Source organism: Bradyrhizobium guangdongense (genome assembly GCF_004114975.1).
Classification (GTDB): Bacteria; Pseudomonadota; Alphaproteobacteria; order Rhizobiales; family Xanthobacteraceae; genus Bradyrhizobium; species Bradyrhizobium guangdongense.
On record NZ_CP030051.1, the window covers coordinates 87,747 to 105,454 of the forward strand.

Below are 17,708 nucleotides of genomic sequence, written 5' to 3' on the forward strand. Positions count from 1 at the left end.
CTGCGCTTTGCCGACCCTACGAGACCGTTTCCCGCGAACAACGGGGACGACTTCACCCCGCCCCATGACCATTTGAATCCGCGTCCCTATATTGCCTGATCCTTCGAATCAGGCAGACCATGCGCGTTTTCAGCGTTCCGCTCTCAGTTCCGTTCCTGCACACGATCGTCTCGGCTCTGCTCGACGGGCGGCTGGTGGACGGATTCGAGGCGCGCAAGGAACCGGCGCGGCTGGCGGATGCCACACTCTACCTGCCAACCCGGCGCGCCATGCGCGTCGTCCGCGAGATCTTTCTCGACGAGATGAAGGCCGATGCCGTGGTGCTGCCGCGCATCGTCGCGCTCGGCGACATCGACGAGGACGAGCTCGCCTTCGCCGACGAAGGCGAGCAGTTTTCCGGCGCCACGCCGCTCGAGATTCCGCCGCGGCTCGGCGAGCTGGAACGGCGCCTGACACTGGCCCAGCTCGTTGCCGCCTGGGCCAAGGGTCCGGTGCTGGCGCCGCTGGTGGTCGGCGGCCCCGCCTCGACGCTGGCGCTGGCCGGCGATCTCGCCCGCCTGATCGACGACATGGTGACGCGCGGCGTCGCATGGAGCGCGCTCGACGGCCTCGTGCCCGATATGCTCGACCGCTACTGGCAGCACTCGCTCGACTTCCTGCGCATCGCGCGCATCGCCTGGCCCGCACATCTTGCCGAGATCAACCGGATCGAGCCGGCGGCACGGCGCGATCTGCTGATCGCCGCGGAAGCCAAACGGCTGACCGCGCATCCGAACGGGCCCGTGATTGCAGCCGGCTCGACCGGCTCGATGCCGGCGACCGCTAAATTTCTGCACGCGGTCGCTTCGCTGCCGCATGGCGCGGTGGTGCTGCCTGGTCTCGACACCGATCTCGACGAGGATGCCTGGCGCAGCATCGGCGGCAGCAGGGACCTGCTGGGCATCACCGAGAATCCTACCTCGAACCATCCGCAATATGCCATGCATGCGCTGCTGGATCGCTTCGGCATCAAGCGCAGCGATGTGGAGATTCTCCAGCCGCCGGCGGACGACGGCCGCGATCTGCTCGCGTCCGAATCGATGCGCCCCTCCGCCAAGACGGAAGTCTGGCACGACCGGCTGAAGCAGCCCGATGTCGCAGCGAAGATCGCTGGCAGCATGAAAAACCTCGCGGTGGTCGAAGCGCCCAATCCCGAAATGGAAGCGCTCGCCATCGCCATCGCGATGCGCGAGGCGCGGCATCTGGGCAAATCGGCGGCGCTGGTGACGCCGGACCGCGCGCTGGCGCGGCGGGTGATGGCCGCGCTGACGCGATGGGACCTTGCCTTCGATGATTCCGGCGGCGACGTGCTGATGGAAACCTCGGCCGGCGTGTTCGCGCGCCTCGCGGCCGAGGCGGCGACCAGGGGCTTGGAGCCGCCGACGCTGCTGGCGATGCTGAAACATCCGCTGTGCCGGCTCGGTCGCGCATCCGGCGCCTGGAAGGCCGCGATCGAGGACCTCGAGCTTGCGGTGCTGCGGGGCACGCGGCCGCCTGCAGGCACAAGCGGTCTCCTGCGCGAGTTCAACCGCTTTCGTGAGGAGCTGGCGAAGCTGTGGCGCAACGAGGCCTCCGCGCTGCACGCCGCCGAACCACGCGCGCGCCTCAAGGCCGAGGATCTCGACCGCATCGCGGCGCTGATCGATACATTGCAGAGAGCGTTGGCGCCGATCGAAGGTCTCGCGGCATCGAAGCCGTTCGACTTCGCCGAGCTGGCGCATCGCCATCGCGAGATCATGATCGCGCTGTCGCGCGACGAGCAGGGCGTTCCGCTGGCCTTCGAGGAGCGCGAGGGGCTTGCGCTTGCCGGCGCCTTCGACGATCTCTTGCGCGGCGGCACGACCAGCGGCCTGATGGTGACGCTGCCCGACTATGCCGACGTCTTCCAGACCGCGTTCAGCGACCGCGCCGTGCGCCGGCGGGACAAGCCGGGAGCGCGCCTGCAGATCTATGGCCCGCTGGAATCGCGCCTGATGCAGGCCGACCGCATCATCATCGGCGGGCTGATCGAGGGCGTCTGGCCGCCGGCGCCGCGGATCGATCCCTGGCTCAGCCGGCCGATGCGGCACGAGCTCGGGCTCGATCTTCCGGAGCGGCGTATCGGCCTCTCCGCGCACGACTTCGCCCAGCTGCTCGGCGGCGACGAGGTGATTCTCACCCATTCGGCCAAGGCCGGCGGCGCGCCCGCCGTGGCCTCGCGCTTCCTGCACCGGCTTGAGGCCGTCGCGGGCGACGAGCTCTGGAAGGCGGCTGTCCGTGCCGGCGAGAAATACGTGCGGTTCGCGGGCGCGCTGGATCAGCCCGATAAGGTCGAGCCGGTCAAGCAGCCCGAGCCGCGCCCGCCGCGCGCGACGCGGCCGCTGAAGATGTCGGTCACCGCGATCGAGGACTGGCTGCGCGACCCCTACACGATCTATGCAAAATATATTCTGCGGCTGGATGCGCTCGATCCCGTCGACATGCCGCTGTCGGCCGCGGATCGCGGCTCGGCGATCCACGATGCGATCGGCGAATTCACCGAAAGCTATGCGACGCGCCTGCCCGACGATCCCGCCCGCGTGCTCCGGGCGATCGGCGAGAAGCATTTTGCCCCGCTGATGGAGCGGCCCGAGGCGCGCGCGCTGTGGTGGCCGCGCTTCCAGCGCATCGCGCGCTGGTTCGGGGAATGGGAGACGGCGCGGCGCGACGCGATAGAAGCCATCACCGCCGAGACGCGCGGCCAGATCTCGATCCGGCTCGACAATGAGCGCAGCTTTATCCTTTCCGCGCGCGCGGACCGCATCGAGCGGCGCCAGGGCGGCAGCTATGCCATCCTCGACTACAAAACCGGCCAGCCGCCATCAGGCAAGCAGGTCCGCATGGGGCTGTCGCCGCAGCTGACGCTGGAAGCGGCGATCCTGCGCGAAGGCGGCTTTCCCGACATCGACGCCGGCGCCTCGGTGAGCCAGCTCGTCTATATCAGGCTGAGCGGCAACAATCCGCCGGGCGAGGAGCGCATCCTCGAGCTCAAATACAAGCCGGGCGACGAACCGCAGCCACCAGATGCGGCCGCCACCGAGGCACGCGCCAAGCTGGAGGCACTGATCCGCGCCTTCGAGGACGAGAACCAGCCCTACACCTCGCTGAACCTGCCGATGTGGGCGAACCGCTACGGCACCTATGACGACCTTGCCCGGATCAAGGAATGGTCCGCGGCCGGCGGCCTGGGGATCGAGGAATGGTGAAGGCCCCGCGTCCCATTCCGGATGAAGTGCGCGCACGGCAGGCGCGTGCGTCCGACCCGACCGCGTCGGCCTTCGTGTCGGCCAATGCCGGCTCGGGCAAGACCCATGTGCTGGTGCAGCGCGTGATCCGCCTGCTGCTCTCGGGCGTTCCGCCGGAGAAGATCCTCTGCATCACCTTCACCAAGGCCGCCGCCGCCAACATGGCCGAGCGCGTGTTCACCACGCTTGGCCATTGGGTGACGCTTGACGATACCGCGCTCGACGCCGCGATCCGCGCCGTCGGCATCCCGCATCCTGATCGGAAATTGCGCCGCGAAGCACGAAAGCTGTTTGCCTGCGCGCTGGAGACGCCGGGCGGCCTGAAGGTGCAGACCATCCACGCGCTGTGCACACGCTTGCTTCAGCAATTCCCGTTTGAGGCCAACGTGCCCGCGCGCTTTGCCGTCATGGACGATCGCGACCAGAACGACATGATGGAGCGGGCCAATCTGAAGGTGCTGCTGGAGGCCGCAAGGGAACCTGACAGCGTCACCGGCCGTGCGCTGCTGACCGCAATGGCGAGCGCGGCCGATGTCACCTTCAAGGAGGTCGTGCGCGAGGCGTGCCTGAGCCGCGACCATTTCATGGCGTGGACCGACGAGGCCGGCAATGCCGGTGCAGCGGCCGAACAGATGGCCGCCGTGCTGGGTGTCGATCCGAACGATGGCATCGAGGATGTCGAGACAGAGATCCTCGACGGCCCATTCCTGCCGCGCTCGCGCTGGGACGACATTGCGTTTGCGCTCGAGGAAGGCAGCAAATCCGACAACGATCAGGCGAGCCGGCTCCGCGAAGCCAAGGCGTTCTCCGGCGCCGCGCAGGTCGATGCCTATCTCTGCGTCTTCCTCACGGACGAGAAGGTGCCGCGCAAGGCGGTGTTGACCAAGAAGTTCGGCGAGCACAATCCGTCGGTCGCGCGCCTGTTCGAGAACGAAGCGTCTCGCCTCGGCGGATTGATCGAGAGGCGCCGCGCCGTGACCATGCGCGACCGTACCGCGGCCCTGCTGCATATCGCGACCGCCGCCGCCGCCAACTACCGCCGCGAGAAGCAGGAGCGCGGCCTGCTCGACTACGACGATCTCATCGACAAGACACTGGCGATGCTCGACCGCATCTCCTCGGGCTGGGTGCATTACAAGCTCGACCGCGGCGTCGATCACGTCCTGATCGACGAAGCCCAGGACACCAGCCCGCGGCAATGGGACATCGTCGCGCACATCATCTCGGAGTTCACCGCCGGCGAAGGCGCGCGCGACGGGTTGAACCGCACCGTCTTCGCGGTCGGCGACGAGAAGCAGTCGATCTTCTCGTTCCAAGGCGCAGCGCCGCACGAGTTCGACGCGCGCCGGCGCGAGCTGCATCGCAAGTTCACGGCGGCCGGTCTGAAGTTCGATCCCGTTGCCTTCACCTACTCGTTCCGCTCCGGCGCGACGATCCTGCACTCGGTCGACCACGTCTTTCGTGATCCCCAGATCTACAAGAGCATCCATGCGGTCGAGATCGGCCATCCCCTGCACAATGCGCTCGCCGATGCCGGCCCCAGCGTGATCGAGCTGTGGGATCTCGCGGAGGCCGACGGCCGGCAGGAGATCGAGGGCTGGCGCGCGCCGTTCGACGGCGTCGCCGTCACCAGCCCCGAGGTCAAGCTCGCCCGCCGCATCCAGGCCGAGATCAAGCGGCTGGTCGAGAGCGGCACGCTGACGGGTCACGAAGGCGAGCGGCGGCCGCTGCGCTATGGCGACATGCTGATCCTGGTGCGCCGGCGCGGCAACGCGTTCGATGCCGTGATTCAGGCGCTGAAGCACGCCAACATCCCGGTCGCCGGCGCCGACCGCCTCAAGCTCACCGAGCATATCGCGATCATCGACCTGATGAACCTTGCGGATGCGCTGCTGCTGCCGCAGGACGACCTTGCGCTGGCGGTGGCGCTGAAGAGCCCGCTGTTCGGCCTCGACGACGACGATCTGTTCCAGCTCGCCCACACCCGCAAGGGATCGCTGCGCCGCGCGCTCGGCGAGCATGCGGCGGACAGCGAGAAGTTCGCGACCGTGCTGCGGCGGCTTGAAGCGTGCGAGATCCGCGCGCGCGAGGAGACGCCGTTCGCCTTTTATGCATGGCTGCTCGGCGGCGACGGCGGCCGGGCGCGCATCCTGCGCCGGCTCGGCCATGAAGCCAACGACGCGCTCGACGAATTCCTGGAGCTGGCGCTCAATTGCGAGCGCAAGGCGCCGGCCTCGCTGCAGGGCTTCATGGCCTGGCTGCGCTCGGCCGACACCGAGGTGAAGCGCGACATGGAGATCTCGCGCGACGAGGTGCGGGTCATGACCGTGCACGGCGCCAAGGGCCTCGAAGCTTCCGTCGTGTTCATGGTGGACACCACGTCGTCGCCCGCGGACTCGCAGCGCGTGCGCCTCATCCACGTGCCGCGCGGCAATGGCGGCGAGGTCGTGGTCTGGGCCGGCCGCAAGGCCGATGATCCCAAGCCCGTCGCGGACGCGCGCAGGGCCATGCTGGAAGAGACCGAGGACGAATATCGCCGCCTGCTCTATGTCGCGATGACGCGCGCGGCCGACCGGCTGATCGTCGGCGGCTGCATGCCCGGCAACATGCGGACCGTGCGCAAGCTGAGCTGGTACGATCTGATCGACACCGGGCTGTCCGGCTCGGGCCTGGCGAAGGAGACGATCGAGACGCCGCTCGGCAAGGTCACCCGATTCGCCCGCCCCGAGGACGTCGTTGCGCTCGGCCCGCCCGCGACCTCAATAGAGCATTCGGTCACGCTGCCGGACTGGCTGCGGACGCGCGCACCACGCGACATGATCGAGGACGATCCGGTGCGCCCGTCCGGCCAGGCGGCGGAGGAAGGCCGCAGCGTGCGATCAGGCGAATCGGTGCAGTCGCGCGCATTGGCGTTGCAGCGCGGCACGCTGGTGCACCGTCTCCTGCAATCCCTGCCCGACATGGCCGTAGAACGCCGCCGCGAGGCCGCGCTCGGCTTCATGGCGCGCAATGCCTCGGACTGGGCGGAGGCTGAGCGCGTTGCGCTCGCCGACAAGGTGCTCGCCCTGATTGCCGAGCCGCGCTTTGCAGCCGTGTTTGCCGCGGGCAGCCGGGCCGAGGTCGCCATTGTCGGCAAGCTCGACCGGCCCGGGCGACCGCCGGCGCTGGTGTCGGGCCAGATCGACCGGCTGGTCGTTCGTACGGAGGAGGTTTTGATCGTCGATTTCAAGACCAACCAGGCCGCGCCCAGGACCGCGGCCGAGGCGCCCGCCGCCTATGTCCGGCAGCTTGCGTTGTACCGGGCGGTGCTGTCGCGGCTTTATCCCCAAAAGCCCATCCGCGCCGTCCTTCTCTGGACCGAGGCCCTTGAATACATGGAGATTTCGCCCCCCGCGCTGGACGCGGCGCTGGCATCCGTTCATCTCGGTGTGAGCGTCCTTGACCCGGCAAGGGGCCGTTCATAGGTTGACGCCATGATCCCCGGCGCGATTCCAGGTCGCGCCGATTCTCTTTCAACCGAATGAGGTACTCCAATGGCCGTTGGCAAGGTTTCCGACAGCGATTTCGAAGCCGAAGTGCTCAAGGCGAACGGCCCCGTGGTCGTCGATTTCTGGGCCGAATGGTGCGGCCCCTGCCGCATGATCGCGCCCGCCCTCGACGAGATCGCCGGCGCGATGGGCGACAAGGTCAAGATCGTGAAGCTCAACGTCGATGAGAGCCCGAAGACCGCCTCGAAATACGGCGTGATGTCGATCCCGACCCTGATGATCTTCAAGGGTGGCGAGATGGCCTCCCGCCAGGTCGGCGCCGCGCCGAAGGCGAAGCTGCAGCAGTGGATCACCTCTGCGGTCTGATCCACCCGCGCCACTAATTATTTTCGACAACGGCCGGCGAAATGCCGGCCGTTTGCGTTGAGGGAACGTGTCCTGCGTGTGATGAGTCCCGCCCTTGCCTGCCCCTCCCGCAAAACGCGCGCGAAAATCGGCTTCGCTGGTCGCGATGGAGGCTCGTTCCGTCGATGCGATCCCGCGGGGCAAGGAGTGGCAGTACGAGCCGAAATGGGACGGCTTTCGCTGCCTGCTCTCGCGCGAGCGCGGCCACGTCGATCTCCGCTCGAAGTCCGGTGAAGATCTCGCGCGCTATTTTCCTGAAATCGTCGCCGCGGCGCTGAAGCTGAGGGCGGACCGGTTCACGCTCGACGGCGAGATCGTCGTGCCGCAGGCCAAGGGCTTTTCCTTCGACGCACTGCTGCAGCGGATTCATCCGGCCGCAAGCCGTGTGACGAAACTCTCGCAGGAAACGCCGGCGCTCTATCTCGTCTTCGATCTGCTCGCGACGGCCAAGCAGCGGGAGCTTGCCGGGGCGCCGCTCAGCGAGCGCCGGCCGGCACTGGAGGCCTTTGCGAAGACCAATCTGAAGAGCAGCCTGTTTCGCCTCTCGCCTGCGACGACAAGCTTCGCCACGGCCCAGAAATGGCTGGCGCAATCCGGCGGCGGCTCGGACGGCGTGATCGCCAAGCGCATGGACCTGCCCTATCAGGCGGGAAATCGCGACGGCATGCAGAAAATCAAGAAGTTTCGCAGCGCCGATTGCGTGGTCGGCGGCTTCCGCTATGCGACCAACAAGATCTCGGGGAGGAAGGTGGTCGGCTCACTGCTGCTCGGACTCTACGACGACAAGGGCCTGCTGCACCATGTCGGCTTCACCTCCGCGATCAAGGCGGCTGAAAAGCCTGCCCTGACCGACCGGCTGGAAGCGCTGATCGGCGAACCCGGCTTCACCGGCAATGCGCCGGGCGGGCCGAGCCGCTGGTCGACGGAACGTTCGGCGAAGTGGTGCCCGCTCGAGCCGAAGCTCGTCATCGAGGTCTGCTACGACCATTTCAGCGGCGAACGTTTCCGCCACGGCACCTCGATCCTGCGCTGGCGTCCGGACAAGGCGCCGCGACAGTGCACGTTCGAGCAATTGAAGCAGAAGGTGGCGAACCCGATGAAGATGTTGAAGTGATGCTCCTGCCCCGGACGCAGCGCGAAGCGCTGCTGAGCCGGGGCCCATGTTGCGGCATTCTGAGTCCCGGCTCTGCGGAGCAGCGTTGCACGCTGCACCGCGTCCGGGACAAGAAAGCTCATGCAGGAGGCGTGCCGTTGAGGCCGAGCACGTGCCCGGCGAGATAGAGCGAGCCCGTGATCAGAATCCGCGGCGGCACCTCGTAGGCGAGCCGCGACAGCGCGCGCAGCGCGGCCTCGATGCCGGGCGCGATCTCGACGCGCATGCCGAGGCTGCGGACCGCGTCGGCGAGACGATCGACCGGCATCGCATTCTCGGTGTCGGGTATCGGCACCGCGACGATGTGACGGGTGAGGCCGGCGAAATTGGCGAGGAACGCCTGCGCGTCCTTGTTGGCCATCATGCCTGCGATGACGACCAGCGGCCGCGAGACCCGCTCTTCGAGATCGCCGAGCGCGGCGGCGGCGACGCGGCCGCCTTCGGCATTGTGGCCGCCGTCGAGCCAGATCTCGCTCCCCTGCGGTCCCCAGGAGAGCAGCTCGCCGGAGGTGAGACGCTGCATCCGGGCCGGCCATTCGGCACCGACGATGCCGGCCTCGAACGCCGCCTGGTTGACTTTGAAGGTCGGGACTGCGCGCAACGTCGCGATGGCAAGGCCGGCATTGTCGAACTGATGGCGGCCGAACAGGCGCGGCGCCGCGAGATCCATCAGGCCACGGTCGTCGGAATAGACCAGGCGCCCGCGCTCGACATTGACGTGCCAGCTTTCATTGGCGGCAAGCAGCGGTGCGCGCATGCGCCTGGCCTCCGCCTCGATGACCGCCATCGCCTCTCCCCTCTGCTCGGCGCAAACCACGGGCACGCCCCGCTTGATGATCGCGGCCTTCTCGGCGGCGATCGATGCCAGCGTGTCGCCGAGGAAATCCATGTGGTCCATGCTGATAGGCGTGATCACGCAGGCCGCGGGCGCATCGACCACGTTGGTCGAATCGAGCCGGCCGCCGAGGCCGACTTCGAGCAGCACCGCGTCGGCAGGGTTTTGTGCGAACAAGAGGAAGGAGGCAGCGGTCTTGAGCTCGAACAGCGTGGCGGGCTCGCCGGCATTGACGCGCTCGACCTCTTCCAAAGCTGCGCGCAATTCGTCGTCGGAAACGAGCACGCCGCCGCCGACGCGGCCGAGGCGAAAACATTCGTTGATGCGGACCAGATAGGGCGAGGTGTAGGCGTGGACGCGCAAGCCGGCGGCCTCCAGCGTGGCGCGCAAGTAAGCCACCGTGGAGCCCTTGCCGTTGGTTCCGGCGACGTGGATCACCGGCGGCAGCTTGCGCTCGGGATGGCCGAGCCGCTCGAGCAGGCGATGCATCCGCTCCAGCCCGAGATCGATGCGCTTCTGATGCAGGACCGACAACCGCCCGATCACTGCGTCGAGCGGCGACTTTGTGCTGTCGGGAGAGGCGTTCACGCGTGAGGCGCAGCCGGCGCCGTTTCGGGGGCCGATACGATCTGTGCCGGACTGGTGACGGCCTGCGCCGGCTTCGACGCGCTCTCGAGCGCCGGTGCCTTGGTCAGCAGGCGGCAGAGCCGCGCCAGCGTCGGACGCAGTTCGTGGCGATGCACGACCATGTCGACCATGCCGTGCTCTTTCAGATATTCGGCGCGCTGGAAGCCTTCGGGCAGCTTCTCGCGGATGGTCTGCTCGATCACGCGGGCGCCGGCGAAGCCGATCAGCGCGCCGGGCTCGGCGATCTGCACGTCGCCGAGCATCGCATAGGACGCGGTGACGCCGCCGGTGGTGGGATTGGTCAGCACGACGATGTAGGGCAGCTTGGCCTCGCGCAGCATCTGCACCGCGACCGTGGTGCGCGGCATCTGCATCAGCGACAGGATGCCTTCCTGCATGCGCGCGCCGCCCGACGCGGCGAACACGATGAACGGCGACTTCTTCTCGACCGCAAGCTCCATCCCGCGCACGATGGCTTCGCCCGCGGCCATGCCGAGCGAGCCGCCCATGAAGTCGAAATCCTGCACGGCGACGACGACGCCGGCACCTTCGAGCTTGCCGTAGCCGACCTTGACCGCGTCATTGAGGTTCGTGCGTGCCCGCGCGTCCTTGATGCGATCGGCGTATTTCTTCTCGTCACGGAACTTGAGCGGATCGGGCGTGACCTCGGGCAGCGCGATGTCGAACCAGGTCTCATTGTCGAAGATCGACTTCAGCCGCGCCACCGCGCCCATGCGCATGTGGTAGTTCGAGCCGGGAATGACGAACTGGTTGGCCTCGACGTCCTTGTAGAACACGAGCTGTCCGGAATCCGGGCACTTGATCCACAGATTCTCCGGCGTCTCCCGCCGCAGCATGTTGCGGATCTTCGGCCGGACCACATTGGTAAGCCAGTTCATGGTTTGCTCCGATGTACGATCCCCCAAGGGATCGCCTGAAGGACTATATGGCGGCCGGGCCGATGCCCGACAAGCCGCCGTGTCGCCTGCGCCAAAGCGCATGAAACGTAGCGCGAATTATGGCCTATTCGGCCGCCTGTTTCGCAGCTTTGACGCCCTGGGCCAGAGCAGCCGTCAATTCGGCCACGGCGTTAACGGTTTTGGCGGTGGCCCGCCCCTCGGCATCGAGGCTGTTCTTGAGCGCGTCGACCAGCGCGGTGCCGACCACCGAACCATCGGCCTTCTCGGCGATGGCGCGCGCGGCCTCGGGGGTGCGAATGCCGAAGCCAACGCAGATCGGCAAGCCGGTATGCCGCTTGATGCGCGCGACGGCTTCGCCGACAACATTCGCGTCCGCCGCTGCCGCACCGGTGATGCCGGCGATGGAGACGTAATAGACAAAGCCCGACGTGTTCGTGAGCACGGCCGGCAGACGCTTGTCGTCGGTCGTCGGAGTCGCCAGGCGAATGAAGTTCAGGCCTGCCTTCAGCGCGGGAATGCAGAGCTCGTCGTCTTCCTCCGGCGGCAGATCGACGACAATCAGGCCGTCAACGCCGGCCGACTTAGCGTCAGCCAAAAACTTGTCGACGCCGTAAATGTAGATCGGATTGTAATAGCCCATCAGCACCAGCGGCGTGGCGTTGTCGTCCTTGCGGAACGCACGCACCAGCTCCAGCGTCTTCTTCAACGTCATGCCGCCCTTGAGCGCGCGCAGACCCGCGGCTTGGATCGAGGGACCATCGGCCATCGGATCGGTGAAGGGGATGCCGAGCTCGATGATTTCGGCGCCTGCCTTGGGCAGCGCCTTGACGATCTCGAGCGACGTCGTGATGTCAGGATCTCCGGCCATCACATAGGTGACGAAGGCCGCGCGGCCCTGCTTCTTCAACTCGGCAAAACGTGTGTCGATACGCGTAGTCACTTGCTCTTGCCCCTCAGGATGTCGCCGACCTGCGGGACGTCCTTGTCGCCGCGGCCGGAGAGATTGACGACCATCAGGTGGTCTTTCGGCCGCTTCGGCGCGAGCTCCATCACTTTGGCGATGGCATGTGCGGGCTCGAGCGCAGGGATGATGCCTTCGAGCTTCGAGAGCAGCTGGAATGCGGCGAGCGCCTCGTCATCGGTCGCGGACAGATAATTGACGCGGCCGACCTCGTGCAGCCACGAATGCTCGGGGCCAATGCCGGGATAGTCGAGACCGGCCGAGATCGAATGCGCATCCTGGATCTGGCCGTCGGCGTCCATCAGGAGATAGGTGCGGTTGCCATGCAGCACGCCGGGACGGCCGCCGGCGATCGAGGCCGCGTGCAGCTGCGTGAGCCCGTGGCCGGCGGCTTCGACGCCAAAGATTTCAACAGAGGGATCATCGAGGAAGGGATGGAACAGGCCCATCGCGTTCGAGCCGCCGCCGATGCAGGCGACCAGCGAATCCGGCAGGCGACCCTCGACCTCCTGCATCTGCGCCTTGGTCTCGTTACCGATGATCGACTGGAAATCGCGCACCAGCGTCGGATAGGGATGCGGGCCCGCCACCGTGCCGATGCAGTAGAAGGTGTTGTGCACGTTGGTGACCCAGTCGCGCAGCGCCTCGTTCATCGCATCCTTCAGCGTGCGCGTGCCCGACTGCACCGGCATCACCGTGGCGCCCAGCATCTCCATCCGGATCACGTTGGGCTGCTGCCGCTCGACGTCGACGGCGCCCATATAGACCACGCATTCCAGGCCGAAGCGCGCACACAGCGTCGCGGTGGCGACACCGTGTTGGCCGGCGCCGGTCTCGGCGATGATGCGCTTCTTGCCCATGCGCCGCGCCAGCATGATCTGGCCGAGCACGTTGTTCACCTTGTGCGAACCGGTGTGATTGAGCTCTTCGCGCTTCAGGTAGATCTTGGCGCCGCCGAGATGCTCGGTGAGGCGCTCGGCGAAATAAAGCGGCGAGGGCCGGCCGACATAGTTCTTGAGATAGCCGTTCATCTCGGCCTGGAAGGCCGGATCGGCCTTGGCCGCGGTGTAGGCCTTCTCGAGGTCGAGGATCAGCGGCATCAGGGTTTCGGCGACGAAGCGGCCGCCGAAGATGCCGAAGTGGCCGCGCTCGTCGGGGCCGCTGCGATAGGAATTTGGTTTGGCGATGTTCATCGAACGCTCAACTCTCGGGTGGCGCGCGCGGCGCGAATGAAGGCCTTGATCAGCTCGGGGTCCTTGACGCCAGGGGCGCTCTCGACTCCGGAGGAGACGTCGATGCCGCCGGCGCGGGTGACGCGAAGGGCTTCCGCAAGGTTTTGGGCATCGAGGCCGCCCGAGACCATATACGGGAGATTCAGCTCCAGGTTTTGCAGCAGATGCCAGTCGAACGGCGCGCCCAGACCTCCGGGGCGCGTCGCGTCCTTCGGCGCGCGGGCGTCGAACAGGATGCGGTCGGCGACCGCGGCATAGCCGGGCAGCACGGCGAGATCGGCGGCACTCGCGACCGGCACCGCCTTCATCACCGGGCGGCCAAACCTCTGCTTGATGTCGCGCAACCGCGCCACGCTCTCCTTGCCGTGAAGCTGGAAGATGTCAGGCGACAGTGCGTCCATGATGTTGTCGAGCGTCGCATCGTCGGCATCCACCGTGAGCGCCACTTTCAGGGCGCGCCGCTTCACCTGCCGACCGAGATCCCGTCCCGTCTCCAGCGAGACATGCCGCGGCGAGGGCGGAAAGAACACGAACCCCACCATGTCGGCGCCCGCGTCGAGCGCCACCTCGAGCGTCTCGGGCGTGGACAGGCCGCAGATTTTGACGAGCAGGGACATGGTCTCAAAGCAGAGGGAGGCCGCAAGTGGCGGCCGGGAAACGGGCTTTTCGGTCGGGCCGCTTCTACAACGTCACGCGCTGCTTGTCTCGCCCGACGGGGCCGTAAAGGCCCATCCCTGAGGGCACCGGGAGGCGCTGGGGATCGGGCTTTGCCGGGGCCGCCTGGGCCCTCAGATCGGCCAGCTCGACCCGGGCGGCCCGGGCATCCGCCTCATGCCGGCGTGCCGCGCGCCGCCAGTGCCGCTGGCCGAACCAGACGGCGCAGCCGCCGACGATGACGCCCACGGCAGCGGCCAGGATCAGCAGCAGGAACAGCGGCAACGTGACCGACAGGGCCGGATCGGCCGCCATGAGAGGATCGAAGGAGACGGTGACGAAATGCCGGTTGGCCACGGCAAAGGTCACCAGGATCAGGCCCAGCGGAATCACGATCAGCGCGGTCAGGAACTTTCGCATCGCGATCGCTCGCCTTGAATCAAGCTTGCTGCCGCATCATGCGGCTATCAGGTAAAATCCGGACGACAGGCTTAATCGGGTGCGCCGGGATCCGGATGGTCGCGATTGAGCCGCTCGCGCATCTCCTTGCCGGTCTTGAAGAACGGAACGCTCTTCTGGTCGACGGGGACATGGGCGCCGGTGCGTGGATTGCGCCCCGCGCGTGCCGGACGATGCTTGACCGAGAAAGCGCCGAAACCGCGCAGCTCGACGCGGTCACCGCGCGCGAGGGCCGCTACGATCTCTTCGAGAATCGCATTCACAATGTTCTCGACATCCCGCTGGTACAGATGCGGGTTGTGCTCGGCGATACGCTGAACAAGTTCGGATTTGATCATCGAGAGATAGGACCCGGAAGCGTGCGGATGACCATTTCCGTGAAAATGCGTTGATCTGTCAAGACGCTAAATGAACGTCGCGCATCGTGAAAATGCGTGACAAATGCCGAAAAAGCGGGCTGCACGGGCACCCGCGAGACGGGAAAAAGGTTCGGAGCTCGCGTTGTTCCCGCCGTTTCAGGTCAATTCGACGCAGCCGGCTCCCACAGGGCCAGCATTCCATCCAGCCCGACGCGATCGACCGCCTGCACAACGCCGGTTTGCGTGATTTGATGCGCAATCGAGCCGAATCCAAGCGCTTCCAGCGTCACGGCAGCGGCCGTCTTGAGGAACGTCAGATCGCCAAAGCGTGGCTCGAGCTTGTAATCGCGTACCGAAAGACCCTTCTTGACGCCCTTCTGTTCCTCGAGCCAGGCCACGGCGGTTTTCTCGTCACCGAGCTGATCGATCAGCTTGAGACCGATCGCCTGGCGGCCGGTGAAGACGCGGCCGTCGACGACTTTTTCCAGCTGCGTGTCATCCATGCCACGGCGCTGCTTCACCAGATCCTTGAACCAGGCATAGGAATCCTTCACCAGCGCATCCAGCGCGGCCCGCGCTTCCGGGCTGGTCGGCTCAAAACCGTTGGGCGCGGCCTTCAGCGGCGTGGACTTCACCTCCTCGACCTTGACGCCGATGGTCTTCAGCAGTTCCGAGACGTTGGGAAACTGGAACAACACGCCGATCGAGCCGACCAGCGAGCTCTGCTGGGCGATGATGTGGTCGCTGGCAATCGCGGTGATGTAGCCGCCGGATGCCGCAAGGCCTTCGACCACGACGACCAGCGGCTTCTTGGCCTTCAGCCGCGTCAATGAATCATAGAGCTGCTCGGAGCCGGCGGTGGTGCCGCCGGGCGAATTGATGTGAACGATGACGGCGGCGGCCTGCGAATTCTCCAGCCGCTCCAGCGCCCGCGTGCGGTCGGCATCGCTGCGGATCAAGCCCTCGATCTGCACGCGCGCGATGGAGCCGGCGGAGACGAAGCTGCCGCGCGCGCCGGGCGTCGCAATCAGCGCAAAGCCCGCGATCGCCGCGATCGCGATCAGCGCGGCCGCCACGCGCCAGAACGTCAGCTTGCGGCGGATCCTGCGGCGATCGACGATGATGTCCGAATCGAGCGACATCTAGCTATCTCCAAATGAAAGGCCGCTGGCGTTGTGCCGTCACGATATGACCATGGGCTTGTCTCGATACATCAATTGCGGCGCAATTTGAAGAAAACAAGGCTGTGAGCGCGTAGCCCGGAGCTGCCACATCCCGCTGTCATCCCCGCGAAGGCGGGGATCCACAACCCCAGGAGAAGTTGTCGCGCGAGTTGATAACCACGGGTCTTCGCCAAACTCAAACTTGTGGGTATGGGTCCCGGGCTCGCGCTTCGCGCGCCCGGGACGTCAGCGGAGTATGCCGCAGCAATAAAAAAGCCCCGGCTCGCGCCGGGGCTTCGATGTCGGCAAAACCTTGGTTTTGCTTACTTGCTGTCGCGGTTCTTGAGCGCGGTGCCGAGGATGTCGCCCAGCGTCGCACCCGAATCCGAGGAGCCGTACTGCGCGATGGCTTCCTTCTCTTCGGCGACTTCGAGCGCCTTGATCGACACCTGGACCTTGCGGGCCTTCTTGTCGAACTGGATCACGCGGGCATCGACCTTCTCGCCGACGGCAAAGCGTTCGGCGCGCTGATCGTTGCGGTCACGCGCGAGCTCCGAGCGCTTGATGAAGGTCGAGAAATCGGTCCCGGTGATCTTCACCTCGATACCGCTTTCCTTCACCTCGAGCACTTCGCAGGTCACGACCGCGCCCTTCTTGACATCGCCCGGCTCGGCGAAGGGGTCGCCTTCGAGCTGCTTGATGCCGAGCGAGATACGCTCCTTCTCGACGTCCACATCGAGCACCACGGCCTTCACCATGTCGCCCTTCTTGTAGTTGTCGATCACCTGCTCGCCCGGAAGCTTCCAGTCGAGATCGGAGAGGTGGACCATGCCGTCCACGTCGCCCTCGAGGCCCAGGAACAGACCGAACTCGGTCTTGTTCTTGACTTCGCCCTCGACCACCGAACCGGTCGGATGACCTTCGACGAAGACCTCCCACGGGTTGCGCATGGTCTGCTTGAGACCGAGCGAGATGCGGCGCTTGACGGAATCGACTTCCAGCACCTGCACGTCGACTTCCTGCGAGGTCGACACGATCTTGCCGGGGTGCATGTTCTTCTTGGTCCACGACATCTCGGAGACGTGGATCAGGCCTTCGATGCCCGGCTCGAGCTCGACGAACGCACCGTAGTCGGTGATATTGGTGACACGGCCGGTGAAGCGGGCACCCAGCGGGTACTTGGCTTCGATGCCCTGCCACGGATCGTCCAGCAGCTGCTTCATGCCCAGCGAGATGCGGTGCGTCTCGTGGTTGATCTTGATGATCTTGACCTTCACGGTCTGGCCGATCGAGAGCACCTCGGTCGGGTGGTTGACACGGCGCCACGCGATGTCGGTGACGTGCAGCAGGCCGTCGATGCCGCCGAGGTCGACGAACGCACCGTAATCGGTGATGTTCTTGACCACGCCGTCGATGACCTGACCCTCTTCGAGGTTCTGCACCAGCTCCTGGCGCTGCTCGGCGCGGGTCTCTTCGAGAACCGTGCGGCGGGACACCACGATGTTGCCGCGGCGGCGGTCCATCTTGAGGATCTGGAACGGCTGCGAGTTGTTCATCAGCGGCGCGACGTCGCGGATCGGACGGATGTCGACCTGCGAGCGCGGCAGGAAGGCCACGGCACCGTCGAGGTCGACGGTGAAGCCGCCCTTGACCTGGTTGAAGATGACGCCGTTGACCTTCTCGTTGTTCTGGAAGGCCTTCTCGAGCTTGCCCCAGCTCTCTTCGCGGCGCGCCTTGTCGCGCGACAGCACGGCCTCGCCGAGCGCGTTTTCGATGCGATCGAGGAACACTTCGACCTCGTCGCCAACCTTGAGATCGCTGTCACGGCCGGGGCCGGAAAATTCGCGCAGGGCGACGCGGCCCTCGGTCTTCAGGCCGACGTCGATGACGGCCATGTCCTTTTCAATTGCAACCACCTTGCCCTTGACGACCGAGCTCTCCTGCAGGTTGCCGCCTGCGAAGGACTCGTCGAGCATCGCGGCGAAATCGTCACGCGACGGGCTATAGGTATCAGCGGAAGTCGAAGCCATTTGTTCTCCAGTTGCGGATGTCTTGCCGGCCGTTGGGTTCAAGGGCGTATCGCGCGCGCAGTGTCGGAAGGCCCGCAAGACCTTCGAGCGACCGCTCGTTGCTCCGGCTTGAGGCCGAAA

13 protein-coding genes are annotated in these 17,708 nt (G+C 66.1%); 4 read left to right on the plus strand and 9 right to left on the minus strand.

Annotated features, from left to right (window positions below; translation table 11 throughout):
• Positions 1 to 119 precede the first annotated feature (119 nt).
• From addB to X265_RS00390, 4 genes are all read left to right on the plus strand, one after another.
• Positions 120 to 3,263 carry a double-strand break repair protein AddB gene (gene addB / locus X265_RS00375; RefSeq protein WP_128963122.1) on the plus strand — a complete coding sequence of 1,048 codons (3,144 nt, stop codon included), beginning with the start codon at positions 120 to 122 and terminating at the stop codon, positions 3,261 to 3,263.
• Positions 3,257 to 6,766, plus strand: a complete 3,510-nt coding sequence (gene addA, locus X265_RS00380; protein ID WP_164938350.1) for a double-strand break repair helicase AddA — start codon at positions 3,257 to 3,259, stop codon at positions 6,764 to 6,766. The genes addB and addA overlap by 7 nt, the downstream gene beginning before the upstream one ends.
• 69 nt (positions 6,767 to 6,835) lie before the next feature.
• Positions 6,836 to 7,156 carry a thioredoxin gene (gene trxA / locus X265_RS00385; RefSeq protein ID WP_092289405.1) on the plus strand — a complete coding sequence of 107 codons (321 nt, stop codon included), beginning with the start codon at positions 6,836 to 6,838 and terminating at the stop codon, positions 7,154 to 7,156.
• Between the two features lie 145 nt (positions 7,157 to 7,301).
• Positions 7,302 to 8,309, plus strand: a complete 1,008-nt coding sequence (locus tag X265_RS00390) for an ATP-dependent DNA ligase (protein ID WP_128969086.1) — start codon at positions 7,302 to 7,304, stop codon at positions 8,307 to 8,309.
• A gap of 118 nt (positions 8,310 to 8,427) precedes the next feature.
• Here the strand turns inward: X265_RS00390 and X265_RS00395 are convergent, their stop codons facing one another.
• The 9 genes from X265_RS00395 to rpsA form a co-directional block, all read right to left on the minus strand.
• A complete protein-coding gene (locus X265_RS00395; protein WP_128963124.1) occupies positions 8,428 to 9,771 on the minus strand; it encodes a bifunctional folylpolyglutamate synthase/dihydrofolate synthase in 1,344 nt (447 codons plus the stop codon).
• On the minus strand, positions 9,768 to 10,709 hold the full coding sequence (accD, locus tag X265_RS00400) for an acetyl-CoA carboxylase, carboxyltransferase subunit beta (RefSeq protein WP_092289413.1): 942 nt from the start codon (positions 10,707 to 10,709) through the stop codon (positions 9,768 to 9,770). The genes X265_RS00395 and accD overlap by 4 nt, the downstream gene beginning before the upstream one ends.
• Positions 10,710 to 10,833: 124 nt before the next feature.
• Positions 10,834 to 11,670: a tryptophan synthase subunit alpha gene (gene trpA / locus X265_RS00405; RefSeq protein ID WP_128963125.1), complete on the minus strand. Its 837-nt coding sequence runs from the start codon at positions 11,668 to 11,670 to the stop codon at positions 10,834 to 10,836.
• Positions 11,667 to 12,884 carry a tryptophan synthase subunit beta gene (trpB, locus tag X265_RS00410; RefSeq protein ID WP_128963126.1) on the minus strand — a complete coding sequence of 406 codons (1,218 nt, stop codon included), beginning with the start codon at positions 12,882 to 12,884 and terminating at the stop codon, positions 11,667 to 11,669. Before trpB ends, trpA begins: the two co-directional genes overlap by 4 nt.
• Positions 12,881 to 13,540, minus strand: coding sequence for a phosphoribosylanthranilate isomerase (locus X265_RS00415; RefSeq protein WP_128963127.1), 660 nt, complete (start codon positions 13,538 to 13,540; stop codon positions 12,881 to 12,883). The genes trpB and X265_RS00415 overlap by 4 nt, the downstream gene beginning before the upstream one ends.
• Positions 13,541 to 13,604: 64 nt before the next feature.
• Entirely contained in the window at positions 13,605 to 13,997 is a 393-nt protein-coding gene (locus X265_RS00420; RefSeq protein ID WP_128963128.1) for a lipopolysaccharide assembly protein LapA domain-containing protein, read from the minus strand.
• A 71-nt stretch (positions 13,998 to 14,068) separates the two neighbouring features.
• Positions 14,069 to 14,374, minus strand: coding sequence for an integration host factor subunit beta (locus X265_RS00425; protein WP_007598410.1), 306 nt, complete (start codon positions 14,372 to 14,374; stop codon positions 14,069 to 14,071).
• Positions 14,375 to 14,556: 182 nt separating this feature from the next.
• Positions 14,557 to 15,537, minus strand: coding sequence for a signal peptide peptidase SppA (sppA, locus tag X265_RS00430; RefSeq protein WP_128963129.1), 981 nt, complete (start codon positions 15,535 to 15,537; stop codon positions 14,557 to 14,559).
• Positions 15,538 to 15,881: 344 nt separating this feature from the next.
• Positions 15,882 to 17,588, minus strand: coding sequence for a 30S ribosomal protein S1 (gene rpsA / locus X265_RS00435; RefSeq protein WP_164938351.1), 1,707 nt, complete (start codon positions 17,586 to 17,588; stop codon positions 15,882 to 15,884).
• Positions 17,589 to 17,708 lie beyond the last annotated feature (120 nt).

Coding starts and splice junctions, on each gene's coding strand:
- addB (WP_128963122.1), top strand. CDS start 120: ATGCGCGTTTTCAGCGTTCCGCTCTCAGTTCCGTTCCTGCACACGATC.
- addA (WP_164938350.1), top strand. CDS start 3,257: ATGGTGAAGGCCCCGCGTCCCATTCCGGATGAAGTGCGCGCACGGCAG.
- trxA (WP_092289405.1), top strand. CDS start 6,836: ATGGCCGTTGGCAAGGTTTCCGACAGCGATTTCGAAGCCGAAGTGCTC.
- X265_RS00390 (WP_128969086.1), top strand. CDS start 7,302: ATGGAGGCTCGTTCCGTCGATGCGATCCCGCGGGGCAAGGAGTGGCAG.
- accD (WP_092289413.1), bottom strand. CDS start 10,709: ATGAACTGGCTTACCAATGTGGTCCGGCCGAAGATCCGCAACATGCTG.
- trpB (WP_128963126.1), bottom strand. CDS start 12,884: ATGAACATCGCCAAACCAAATTCCTATCGCAGCGGCCCCGACGAGCGC.
- X265_RS00415 (WP_128963127.1), bottom strand. CDS start 13,540: ATGTCCCTGCTCGTCAAAATCTGCGGCCTGTCCACGCCCGAGACGCTC.
- X265_RS00420 (WP_128963128.1), bottom strand. CDS start 13,997: ATGCGAAAGTTCCTGACCGCGCTGATCGTGATTCCGCTGGGCCTGATC.
- X265_RS00425 (WP_007598410.1), bottom strand. CDS start 14,374: ATGATCAAATCCGAACTTGTTCAGCGTATCGCCGAGCACAACCCGCAT.
- sppA (WP_128963129.1), bottom strand. CDS start 15,537: ATGTCGCTCGATTCGGACATCATCGTCGATCGCCGCAGGATCCGCCGC.
- rpsA (WP_164938351.1), bottom strand. CDS start 17,588: ATGGCTTCGACTTCCGCTGATACCTATAGCCCGTCGCGTGACGATTTC.